Source organism: Alteromonas sp. H02, from assembly GCF_059682525.1.
Genome location: NZ_CM185021.1, coordinates 3,776,947 through 3,789,176 on the forward strand (window position 1 = coordinate 3,776,947; position 12,230 = coordinate 3,789,176).

10 protein-coding genes and 1 pseudogene are annotated in these 12,230 nt (G+C 45.6%); 5 read left to right on the plus strand and 6 right to left on the minus strand.

Annotation, left to right across the window (positions count from 1 at the left end):
* Entirely contained in the window at nt 1–1,110 is a 1,110-nt protein-coding gene (locus AC566Q_RS17550) for a right-handed parallel beta-helix repeat-containing protein (RefSeq protein ID WP_499608870.1), read from the plus strand.
* On the opposite strand, the gene AC566Q_RS17555 is transcribed toward AC566Q_RS17550, so the two are convergent.
* From AC566Q_RS17555 to AC566Q_RS17570, 4 genes are read right to left on the minus strand one after another with little or no spacing between them, the layout of a single operon-like run.
* Entirely contained in the window at nt 1,107–2,000 is an 894-nt protein-coding gene (locus tag AC566Q_RS17555; RefSeq protein WP_499608872.1) for an FkbM family methyltransferase, read from the minus strand. The genes AC566Q_RS17550 and AC566Q_RS17555 overlap by 4 nt on opposite strands.
* Nucleotides 2,001–2,002: 2 nt before the next feature.
* Nucleotides 2,003–3,544: an exosortase A gene (gene xrtA / locus AC566Q_RS17560; protein WP_499608875.1), complete on the minus strand. Its 1,542-nt coding sequence runs from the start codon at nt 3,542–3,544 to the stop codon at nt 2,003–2,005.
* 17 nt (nt 3,545–3,561) lie between these two features.
* Entirely contained in the window at nt 3,562–4,374 is an 813-nt protein-coding gene (locus AC566Q_RS17565; RefSeq protein WP_499617546.1) for an XrtA system polysaccharide deacetylase, read from the minus strand.
* 32 nt (nt 4,375–4,406) lie between these two features.
* The gene (locus AC566Q_RS17570) at nt 4,407–5,819 is read right to left on the minus strand and encodes a TIGR03013 family XrtA/PEP-CTERM system glycosyltransferase (RefSeq protein ID WP_105933915.1); all 1,413 of its coding nucleotides are present in this window, start codon (nt 5,817–5,819) and stop codon (nt 4,407–4,409) included.
* A gap of 195 nt (nt 5,820–6,014) precedes the next feature.
* Between AC566Q_RS17570 and AC566Q_RS17575 the strand changes: the two genes are divergently transcribed.
* From AC566Q_RS17575 to AC566Q_RS17590, 4 genes are read left to right on the plus strand one after another with little or no spacing between them, the layout of a single operon-like run.
* Nucleotides 6,015–6,647, plus strand: a complete 633-nt coding sequence (locus AC566Q_RS17575) for an XrtA/PEP-CTERM system exopolysaccharide export protein (protein WP_105933916.1) — start codon at nt 6,015–6,017, stop codon at nt 6,645–6,647.
* Nucleotides 6,648–6,697: 50 nt separating this feature from the next.
* Complete coding sequence (locus AC566Q_RS17580; RefSeq protein WP_105933917.1) at nt 6,698–8,272, plus strand: XrtA system polysaccharide chain length determinant; 1,575 nt, start codon at nt 6,698–6,700, stop codon at nt 8,270–8,272.
* The gene (locus tag AC566Q_RS17585) at nt 8,272–9,261 is read left to right on the plus strand and encodes an XrtA-associated tyrosine autokinase (protein WP_105933918.1); all 990 of its coding nucleotides are present in this window, start codon (nt 8,272–8,274) and stop codon (nt 9,259–9,261) included. Before AC566Q_RS17580 ends, AC566Q_RS17585 begins: the two co-directional genes overlap by 1 nt.
* Nucleotides 9,262–9,281: 20 nt before the next feature.
* Entirely contained in the window at nt 9,282–10,961 is a 1,680-nt protein-coding gene (locus AC566Q_RS17590; protein WP_499608884.1) for a porin family protein, read from the plus strand.
* 55 nt (nt 10,962–11,016) lie between these two features.
* Here AC566Q_RS17590 and AC566Q_RS17595 read toward each other — a convergent pair.
* Both AC566Q_RS17595 and AC566Q_RS17600 read right to left on the minus strand, forming a co-directional pair.
* Nucleotides 11,017–11,154: pseudogene (locus AC566Q_RS17595) on the minus strand (transposase); the annotation flags it as partial.
* Nucleotides 11,155–11,170: 16 nt separating this feature from the next.
* Nucleotides 11,171–12,200, minus strand: a protein-coding gene (locus tag AC566Q_RS17600) for an IS630 family transposase (RefSeq protein ID WP_499608887.1) whose coding sequence is annotated in 2 segments (ribosomal slippage) — nt 11,171–11,747 and nt 11,746–12,200 — 1,032 coding nt in all. Because the reading frame shifts where the segments join, the coding sequence is not laid out codon by codon here.
* Nucleotides 12,201–12,230 lie beyond the last annotated feature (30 nt).

Genomic DNA, 12,230 nt, shown 5'->3' on the forward strand with positions numbered 1-12,230 from the left:
ATGCAACGCTTAGTCCGCCTGGCTTTTCTAACGCTATTCGCTTCTTTATGCCAGGCTGATGAATTACCTATCTCTCAGCAATATCAATATACCGTCAAAGTTGATACTGTGCAGGGGCTTTACAAAGCCGTCAAACTAGCCAATCAGCGAGGCAATACACTTATCCTTATTGCCGATGGTATCTATCAGCTCAGTTCGACCCTCAATATCACTGGCAATCATGTTGCATTGAAGTCAGCTTCAGGCGATCCCGACACCACTATTCTGCGTGGCGCGGGAATGGTCCCATCCAAACGGGTTAAAAACCTTATCAGGGTAACCGGGCACCACTTTACATTTTCAGGCTTAACCGCGGAATCAGCTCCCCATCATATTATCCAGATCGTGGGGGAAGCCAATGCCGACTATGCCGTTATTGAACACTGTGTGTTACAGAATGCTTATGAACAACTACTTAAAGTCAGTCACCGGGCTAATAGCCCAACGGCGGCAGACCACGGCATTATCCGTCACTGCACCTTCGGCTATACTGAGGGTATTGGACCTCAGTATTATATTGGTGGTGTGGATTTACACCTTGGTCAGCACTGGTTAATTGATTCCAACCAGTTTTTTGGTATAGCCAGCCCTGCAGACAGAGTAGCTGAGCATGCGATTCACTTGTGGAATAATAGTGGTCACAATCAGGTAGTCGACAATATTGTTATCAACAGCGACCGCGGCATAGGTTTTGGTATGGGAGGCAGAGGTAATCAGGGCGGGTTGATTAGCGGCAACATAATTTATCACGCCGATAATAATCATCCTTATGCCGACGCCGGCATCATTCTTGAATCCTCCCCTGACACCACGGTCAAGCAAAACTGGGTGCTCCAACATCATGGGTATCCAAACGCCATTGAATACCGCTTTGAAGCAACCCAAGGCGTTTTGATTGCAGAAAACGGCACGAATAAAAAGATCCGCAAGCGTAGTAGCGGAAGTGCAGAATTAAAAGATAATTATCGCTTAACCGAACTGCCATCGGCCCTGAAAAGAACCATCATCGAACGCTTCCCCGCGCACTATCAACAACAGGTGTTTGACACGCTTTACCCGGCTCGTAATTAAAGCAAATGCTGCAGGGATGGAGTTAGTGCTATCACGTCGTATTGCTGCCCTGGAAACTGATTAAAAAAAGGTTGCTGTCTGTCAACCTTCCGCTGACCAAACATAGGCACAAACCAACTCACATCGAGTATCGTTTCAATTTCGCCAAACATATCTTCTGGCGTTTGCCCTTGGGAAGCCAGTACCTCAGGATGTATCTCCAGCAGGAACACTACGCCAGAAGCACGCTGAATACTCGCCAAAGCCCCTTTTACAGCAGGAATTTCCTGGCCTTCCACATCAATTTTGAGCACCAGAATATCCGCCAGGTTTATAACATTGTCAGCCAGAAAGCTATCAATTGAGGTTACTCTGGTATCTCCGGTAGAGCCCCGCACAATATGGCCTTCGTGATCACCGGTTTGACTATTTTCAGTGGTAAAACTCACCATGCCGTTAAAGTCAGAAACCGCCTGATTCACCGCCAGAGCAGGAACCTCGAGCCCGGCAAGGTTGTAACTAAGCATGGCGTAAGAGCCAGGATTGGGTTCAAAAGCCACGATATTCTGCAGCCGGGTGCAGTTTCTCGATACCAGAGCACTCACAGTGCCTATGTCAGCCCCCAAATCAAAAAAAGAAAAGGGACCCAGCTTATTGAGCAAATCGCAAAATGGGCCAAATTCATCCGGATAATAATTGTCCGGCCCACCCTCGAGCCAAAAGCACCACTCATCGACCGGCAGAACAAAACTGGCCTGGTCGAACTGATAACGCACATAGCAATCTGAGTAATGCTTACACATCCACCGATAAAAAGCATATTTGCCTTTAACGTTATGCAACTGGCTCCACACCACTAGCCGGTTTAACCAGCCAGGCAGGGCTCGCAGACTGCCAACGAGTTTGGACACAGTTAATTACCGGCCAGACGCGATTGCTGCGTGAGTTCAGGGTATGACTGAGACACCTTATCCATGAACCACTGTTGCTGTGCTTGCAGAAAGCGGCGTTCCACTTCCATAGACATAATTACGACTGCGCCATGGGCAGGCTCCCCACCCAATGTGGTAACGATTTGTTGAAGTTTGGTTTGTTGTTTACCGGCAAAGGTATCTTCAGCTAAAACATACCAACTGGCTATCAACCGCAAGTTACCGGCTGGTGAGGAAAGCAATTCCACAGCAAACGGATACTCCGCAGAAGTCGATACGTCAATCAACTCTACCCGGGTCCAACTGTCCTGATCATAAAGACGATTTAATGAGCTTACCAGTTCACCGTCTCCAGCAGCATAAAAAGCCTGGTAGACAGTGATGGGGGAATCATAAGGCGTAGTGAGTAGCAGATACTGCTCAACTGTGGGCGAGCGGAATTTCGCCTTCCATACTAACCAGTAAACTTCGTCCTCGCTGAGCGGTTTGGTTTGAGGGGTATTTGCGAACTCAAACTGCTGAACTTGCTTATCAGGAATAGCGCTGGCGATAAACTGATACCACCCAGCCGCAGCCATTAATAAGACAGCGACAGAAATCAAGCCACCTCTTGCAGCAGTTACGGGCGATCCAGGCTGAATAGTAAGCTCTGTATCATTGCGTTGCGGTGGCACTTTTTCACGTAGCAACTCACCGAGTCCAATTAAACATACAATCACAAAAGCAAAGAAAAACCAGCCATAGATAAGGTGATCCGCACCTACCGCATATTGCATGTCGGATAAGTGTGCGATCAGAATGATGCCATAAACCCGGATAATATTGGCAGCTACAGGAAATATCACCGACAGTAAAACAAAAACACAACGTCGCTTGGTGCTATATATATTGAGATAAGCATAAAGACAACCGATCACTAGCGATGCAATAAAAAAGCTGATCCCGGAGCAGGCTTCTGCCACCAGAAAGCGCCCTTTAGGTATCTCAATATAAAGCCCACTACGAAATACAGGGATCCCGGATAGCTCAAGCAAATCTACCGAGAATCTCGCAGCGATTTGTTGCAAGTAGGGAATCAACTCTTCCCCTACAGGAATACAGAAGAGGATAAACACCAATGGAAATAAAATTTGCCACGCCGCTTTATTACCAAGCACCATCCATATGAGTACCGGTAGCACACCAAACATAGCCGCATGCATAAACAGTTGCACTTCTCCAGCCAACCCTATGGCATAAAGTGCAATGGCAGGAAGGACTAGAATCGCCAGCCAATAATTTGGTTTAATTGGCTGTGTAAGCAATGCCTTACGTTTGAGGTAAATAAGGAAAAAAGTGCCGGGGATGACAAATAAACAATGATTAAATATATCAGAGTTGTACCAGATAGTAATGGCGGTAACCAATCCCTGATGAAATACCGCAGCCCAACCCAATAAGACCAGAATCACAGGTACCATTACGGCAGTAAAGGCCTTATTTATTTCCTTATCGCTGTTACCTGCGACTGCTTGCTCCTGCATGATTTACCACCGCGATATTATTTAAGTTCGTAAGCGTCTTGCATTGTACCCCAGCGATAATCAGCCAGAAGTTGTTTGAGTTTGCCTTCCATTTTGCTCAGGTTAATGTAATGGCGAACCCTGGACTTCAGTGGCGCCTCATTTATTCGAGGCTGATCGGGGTCAATTTCCCATGGATGGAAATAAAAACTGTAAGGCGCAGACTCGGTCTGCATAAATCGTTCAATTCGTTTTCTGGATAACCAATAGGGATACAAACGAAAATAACCACCTCCGCCGATCCCGACATTTTTACCTTTCTTGATAATCGTCGGCACCGGAATTTCAGTGATGCCTTCAGGTCTCTCATGCTTAAATCGTGGCCAGTCTGGAACGCCATACAGGTCATGTACAACCGGGTAGGTGCTTGAGGAATAGGTAAAGCCGAGTTCCACCAGGACTTCGTAAATCCATTGGTTCGTATCATTTACAGAAAAGCTGGGGGCCCGATAGCCTTTTATCGCTACGCCGCCGGCATCTTCTAAAATAGCCTTACTGGTTTGAACGTCATCAACAAAAGCCTGACGGTCCATGGTCGTCGCACGTCGGTGGTTTAAACCATGGCTAGCCAGCTCATGTCCTTCATCTACAATCCGTTTAATCAGGTTCGGGCAGCGCTTTCCCACCCAACCGAGGGTAAAGAAAGTCGACTTAACATTATTTTCGGCGAAAATATCCAGTAGTCTGTTGGTGTTATCCTCGACTCTCAGAGGAATATCCGGCCAGTCATCAGGCGTAAAAACCGACTCAAAGGCGGACACCTGGAAATAATCTTCCACATCTACTGTCATTGCATTTAAGCGAGAGTCTGCAACACTCACAACTAACGCCCTTTTCCGAACAAAACAATCTCAACAGTTCTTATCAAAATTAGGATATCCAACAGCAGACTTTGGTGTTTTACGTAATATAAATCAAATTTAAGCTTTTCCATGGAGTCTTCAACACTTGCCCCATAAGGATAATTAAGCTGCGCCCAGCCGGCTAAGCCGGGCTTAACGTTGTGGCGTTGGTTGTAATATGGCACTTCTTTGACCAGTTGCTCAACAAACTCCGGGCGCTCCGGACGTGGTCCGATGAAAGACATTTCGCCTTTGAATACGTTGATCAATTGAGGTAATTCGTCGATTCGGTATTTACGGATAAAAGCACCAATGCGGGTAACCCGATTGTCGTTCTTGGTTGCCCACTTTGCCCCGTCTTTTTCGGCATCGGGCCGCATACTGCGAAACTTGATAATTTTAAATAACCGCCCGTTTTGCCCAACACGCTCCTGTTTATAGAACACTGAGGTTTTCGTTCTGCGTCCATCATCAAGGTAGATGATCATCGCTGTAATAAGCATAAAGGGCCAGGTAAAGAACAAAACAAACAACGCAAGCACTGCGTTCATCGAATAGTCAAGCGCATCACGCAGATAGTTTTGCGAATGGAAACCGTTGGAATAGATGACCCAGCTCGGGTACATGAGGTTTACCGCAATCTGGCCGGTTTCCCGTTCCATAAAATCCAGCAAATCCGTGACTTCGATACCGCGTAAACGGCAATCGAACAGAATTTCTATTGGCAATGTACCCCGTCGTTGGTCGCAGGCGATTACAATTTCTTCAATGTCATTTTCAACCACAAAATTACGCAGACTTTCATCTACTTTAACGTGGATGATCTTTTCATTTTTTATCCCGTCTTCCCGGTTATCTCCCGGCACGGGCACAAAACCAAGTAGTTCGAAACCCAAACGGTCGACATCACGTCGCATCCGCTTTTCTATAATCGATGCCCGTTCTCCGGCTCCGAGTACAACCAAACGAACACGACCGAGTCCCAACAAACCAAGACGATTAGTAAAATATCGGAAAAAAACCAGCGCGATAATATTCAGACATATTGCGGTGGGCAGATAGTAAGAGTGCATGTCCAGCGAGGCAAACAGAGTGCCGGTGAGAATTTCGACAATAAAATAGCTCAGGCCCAAGCTCACAAAGATACGCCGGATAATCCCCCTGAAGGTCTCTCGGAGCTTTGCTTCATAAAGACCCACAGACAATGAGCAAAGCAGCACTGAAAGCGTGATCAGAAAGATATTAATTGTCAGATTTTCGATATCAGGTTCAGCAATCAGGTTTAGCTGAACCAAAATAAAGCTGGTAATGTAACCCACATACGAAACAAGCAAAGCTTCTGTGATAACCAACGCGTTAGAACGCTTATTCTGTCTGTTTTTTGCAACTGCCATATTGTCTTTTACCAGCCTGTTATTGACGTAATTTCCGCTGTCGGGATTTATGATATGACATTTTTTTTGAATGAGATAGACTAATTGCTCACTATCGCATTATATTAGTGACTAAATTTTAACAACAGACTCAAAAAGTCTGATAAGTTGAGACGTCACCCGTCAATTAATTTGTTAAGTACAGGATAGAAAAGCATGGAAAAGGTAAATACCAGGTTATTACTCGCTGCGGCTGCACTGGGAACTTTACTGACCGGATGTAGTGGAACCAGCAGTCTACCCCAGGCTACCACGCGTCCCTCACTCACCACGGATGTTAATGACTACAAATATCTGATTGGCCCGGGTGATAATGTGTCAATTTTTGTTTGGCGTAACCCTGAAATCTCAGGAAGCTTCGTGGTTCGTCCCGATGGTAAGGTTACTACTGCGCTGGTTGAAGATCTGGATGTTTCAGGTCGTACCCCAACAATGCTGGCAAGAGAAATCGAAGAAAAATTATCGACTTACATCAACAACCCTCGAGTTACCGTGAGCGTAAACGGTTTTTCAGGTCCGTTAAGCGAACAGGTTCGCGTAATCGGTGAAGCGACCAACCCAACAGCAATTAACTACACAGAGCATATGACGCTGCTGGATTTAATGATCGCTGTGGGTGGTTTGACCGAATTCGCTGACGGCAACGATGCAAAGCTTATTCGAGTTGTGGATGGGCGCCAAAGTACATACAAAATCGCCATTGACGACTTAATTCGCGATGGCGATATTTCTAAAAATGTGGATATGTTACCTGGTGATATCGTTATTATTCCAGAAGCATGGTTCTAGAAATCAGAATCGTAATCACTGTGTCTAATTAGCGGTAAACGGACGAAATCATGCAGGAACTGCAACAAACTATTGAGATGGTCCTCGATTATATTCGTGGGATTTGGTTAAAAAAGCGCTACATTATGCTTTGCTCGTGGCTAATCTGCCCTATCGGATTTGGCTATGTGGCAATGATGCCCGATGTTTATAAGTCTCAAGCTGTTGTCTTTGTTGACACCCGCTCGATGCTTCAACCTTTGTTGAGTGGTTTAGCAATACAAACCAATCCTCAGCAAGAAATTGCGATGATGGCACAGACGCTGTTAAGTCGCTCCAACATCGAGATTATCGCCAGGGAGTCCGACCTCGACATTACAGTAAATACTGCTGAGGGCTACACCAATCTGATTAATACGCTTAGCAAAAATATCAGGCTGGACAGAACTGGCAGAAATAATATTTATAATATTTCCTACTCTAACCGCAATCCAGAACTTGCTAAACGTGTGGTTCAGGAAACACTGGATTTGTTCGTTGAGGGAAGCTTAGGTAACAACCGTAGGGATACCGATACTGCCAGTCGCTTTCTGGATGAGCAGATTTCAGAATATGAAACCCGCCTAATCGAAGCTGAACAACGCCTTGCTGATTTCCAGCGTCGCTACAATGATATATTACCGGTTTCGGGCTCATTCTACTCGACACTCCAGGGAGCAAACAGCAATCTGGAAAGCACTCGATTGCAAATCAGAGAATTACAGCAACAAGTTTCATCGCTTAAAAGCCAAATGACTTCAGGTCGGGCTACTGATGGATTTGATGTTCGTCAGGGCGATAACACGCCGGTGATTACAACCCGCTACGATAACAGAATCAAATCTCTGGAAGAGAAAATCGACCAGTTAAAGTTGCGATTCACCGATAAGCATCCCGATGTGATTGAAGCTAAGAGCTTGTTAGCTTCGCTCGAACAATCGCGCCAGGATGAACTGAAAGCTTACTTTAGCGAAACAGCCGAAGACGGAGACGATACAAACTTAAGTCCGCTTGCCACAGAATTAAAGCTTGAGATTAGCCGTCTCGAAGGTCAAATCGCGTCGCTGCGAGTCAGGGAGAGTGATTTTGAAGCTAAAATTCAGGAACTAAGAAACAAAATTGATCTGGTCCCGCAAATTGAAGCGGAGTCCACTGCTCTGAATCGTGATTACGGTATTACTAAGCAGAAATATGAAGAATTGTTACGTAGAAAAGAAGCGGCAGAGCTTTCACGTCGCGCCGATGTATCATCCGAAGAGTTGCAGTTTAGAATTATCGAACCACCGTTGGTGCCAGATACACCTACGGGGCCTAAACGACTCGTGTATTATACAGGTATTCTTGTTCTTGGTTTCGGTATGGGTGTTGCACTAGCATTCGCTATCAGTCAAATCAGGCCAGTGCTGGTCCGTGGCAGACAATTAACAGCCCTTACATCGTTCCCGGTTTTAGGTGCGGTGACGCATTTAAACCTGAAGCAGATCCAACGTAGAAACCGTTTACGAGTGTTCCTGTTTATCTTATCCTCCGGGGCAATTGTAACCATGTATGCTATCCTGCTGGCAGCAGAAGTAGCGCATGTTAACCTGGTAGAGAGGTTCCTATAATGGCTAATAACACAATAGAAAAAGCCTTGCAGCGCCAAAGAGAAGCTGCAGCCAGGCAGGCCGCTCAGCAAGCAGAGAGTGCTCAGGAAGACAAGAAATCATCTACCATTGAGCGTACCCTGGAAAAACAACAGGCGGCAAAAACTGATCTGCCTGTTGAAACACCAGTAACAGAGGGACAGGTCAAAACCAAGCCAACACCAGCAAAGTCAAAGCCTGGGGCTGCAGTTAATGCGGATAATGAGGCGTTGCGCCTGACCATAGACCTCGAAGAACTTGATGAAAGAGGCTTTGTTTCTGTCAGCAATGCTCGAAAATTAATTAACGAAGAATACCGGGAAATTAAGCGTAAGTTGCTAAGAAATGCTTTTGGCGCACTGTCGAAGACACTCAATAACAGCAACATCATTATGGTGAGCAGCGCGCGCCCATCAGAAGGTAAAACCTTTACAGCAATTAACTTAGCGTTAAGCTTTGCCGCAGAACAGGATAAAACCGTTCTATTAGTAGATGCTGATGTTCTTAAGCCAAATGTTACCAGAACCTTGAGGGTAAATCCCGGCGAAGGCCTTATGGAATATCTGTTGGATGAAAACAAGGATATCTCTGATGTGCTCTATCGTACTAACGTAGATAAACTGAGAATTATCCCTGCTGGTCAAACGCATCATTTGTCTACTGAGTTATTAGCCAGCGAACGAATGAACGAGACGATTGATGAGTTTTCCAATCGTTATCCTGATCGTATTGTCATTATCGATACCCCACCATTAATTGGTATTAATGAATCAGCAGTACTGGCGAGTTTTGCCGGTCAGGCGGTTATAGTTACTGAGGAGGGCCGAACCAAGTTAAACGATATTAATAATATCGTCGACAGGCTCAACCCTGATATGGCGGTGGGTTTCGTGGTTAACAAAGCTGTTAACGAAAGCGCCGATAATGGTAATTACTATGGCTACTACTACGGTAGTGGTCCCTCTGAATAGACAGCGATAAAGGACAGCTTGTGGAAAGGATTAATACATTTCGCCCGGCATTTATCGCGACAGCTGTGGCGGTAGCGTTTAGTGCTAACGTATATGCTGACATCCAATTTCGGGGTGCCGTAGATGCATCTCTGGTAAATCAATCTTTTGACACAGAGAGTGAAAATAGCCGCTACGAAGATAGAAACGCGTTACAGATTTCTCCTACTCTAACCGGGATTTATACCAGCAAAAAGGCCAGTGCTACCGTGTCCGCTACTCACCTTTATCAACGTTTCGAACTTGATGAAGGCAGTAGTTCGACTAATTTCACGGAATTCAACTATGCTGGCAATCTCAGTGTCATTGATAACGTATTTCAGATTTTCGGCAGCGGCTCTCAAGGATATCAGTCCTATCGTCCGGAAACTTACATTTCCTCCGATTATCTCCTAAATTCGGATGACTTGACCAAGATAACCACGCACAGTGCTGGAGCCAGGTTGAACGTACCTCGCGGTGACATTTGGGGTTTAAGCGTAACCAGCCAGTATATGGAAACGAAGTCTGATAACACACTTGAAGAAGTAGAAGGCGACAGTACTTCCCCCTTTAATCAGTTTATTGACTCTAAGGGCGTTTCGGCAAATGCTTCATTGGTGAATGGCGATTGGTTCAGAAACGCTTACTGGCGTGCTAATGCAACCTATCGTAAAACCGATCGGCAGGACCGAGGAGAATTTGAATCGTTATTCGTAAATGCTGAAGTTGGTTATAACCTTTACTATGATTTTGGGCTCTTGCTCACAGCTACCCACGAAGAAAATGACATTGCAGGTGAATTGCAGAACTTCTTTGCTCGTTTCAACAATCAGTTTTCAAAGTTTAATACTTACGGGGTCGGTTTAAACTATCGTCCCGCTGAAGGCCGCTTTTTCAATGTTACGCTCAATAAGATATCCACTGAAGGTGAAGACGATGGAAAAACCTTTGTAGGAATATCTACTAGTTGGCAATTTTCGCCGCGCACCAGTGTTCAGGCTCAGTATAATCGCCGCTATTATGGCGAAGCTGCGACATTTAGCCTCAACCACGGCACCAAACGAATACGTACATCAATCTCCTACCAGGAGCGAACCACAACATTTTCAACTATGATGTTCGATGTTGCCGATGCCGGAACTTTTGTTTGTCCCGCGGGTTCAGTCGATATTCTCGACTGTTTCCAGCCTGATACCCTGAATTACGAATTACAGCCAGGGGAACAGGTAGTTCAATTTAGCCAGTTAATCACGGAATTAACCGACCAGGTTATCTTACGTCGCCAGCTTGGTAGTAGTATTGGTTATCAACGGCGAAACTTAAAGCTATCATTGGATGGCAGATATATCGATACGGAATACAGTATTGACAACCGTCAGCAAATCCAGAAATTAATCGGATTGAACGCAAACCTTGAGGTTGGCTCAAGAACTTCCATTTATAGTCGTTTTCAGTTTTCACAGATTAACAATACAATCGACGACGCTGGGCGCGATACTGATGCAAGCATGTACTCCATCGGCATTCGCAACAGATTGTCGAGAAGCTTATCTGTGGGTGCTGATGTACGTTATTTGGATAATGAAAATACCAGCGGGATAGGCAGAGATGTGTTTGATTTCAATGAAACTCGCATATCACTTACCATGACCTACAACTTCCAAAGTAACAGACAGTAAAGAATCCACCTTCTAAAGAAGGTGGCTTTGCGTTAACCCCCTAAAAGGGGGCCTTCTATTCAAGGGCTAGCTGAGCTTGCTCTTGTCTTTCAACCTTCTCTTGGTGACGAACATACCGTCTTATGATCTCTTCGTTTATCCCAACTGAGTCAACGAAGTAGCCTCTTTGCCAAAAGTGGTTGCCCCACATCTTATACCAATTGCATTAACTAATTGACCAAATTTGTCCACTCTCTCCAACAGAGATTTTTGACTCGCTCAACATCCTCAATGAATGTATTCCAGGCACGAGAGACCTGTTCTACTATTTCTTCGTAACCTCGAAATACCCGGTTTGATAAGCAACGCTGCCGTAGCCATTGCCATACCTGTTCCATCGGGTTCAGCTCCGGAGAATAGGCTGGGAGTTTTACGAGACTGACGTTGGTAAATGGGCTGGCCGTGTCAAATGTATGCCAGCCAGCGCCATCCATCACAACAACGGCATGACGCCCAGGCTCTGTCGCTTCGCTGATCAATTTCAGATGCTGCTTCATCACCTCTTTATTGACAAGAGGGCTGATAAGCGCCTGGGTATTGCCATTGCTCGGACACACCGCACCAAAGATATAGCCATAATCGAATTGCTGTTGCTTTACCACTCTTGGTCTGCTGCCCTTCGCAGCCCATATTCTGGACGTCTGATTTTGCTGACCGAATCGTGCTTCGTCTTGGAACCAGACGTCAACGCGATCCAGAGGGAGATGACCTGGAGTGTGAAGGATCGTTTCCAACTGGAAGTTTTTTAAAAGTATCTTGGGTTTGCTGTGATTGTTTAGGGTGTTTAGAGCGGCTGGTTATCCAACTGAAACCGAGCGTATCCATGATGCGGTATACGTTTCGCAACTGATAGTCGATTTGGAAGGTGTCGCTAATGTATTGTCGTACATCCTGAGCAATCAAACGACCTCCTTCCTTTTTAACCGCGTTTTCTTCAATAAAATGTGCGACCTGTTCTCGCTGAGAGACGGAGAGCTGGCAGGGTCTACCCGGACTAGGTTTGGATTGCAGGCCTTCAAGTCCGTGAGCCAGATAGTTGGATACCCATGTATTAACACTGCCTCTGGCAACCCCGAGGTAAGCGGCTATCTGAGTACGTGTTTCTCCTTTCTTGAAATGATACAAAGCTAAATAGCGGGTCCGTAATTGGCCGTTGGATGTCTGCTTTGCTAATTGTTTAAAGTCGTCGGCAGTATGCATATGAAAATCACTCGAATATAAATACTGCCA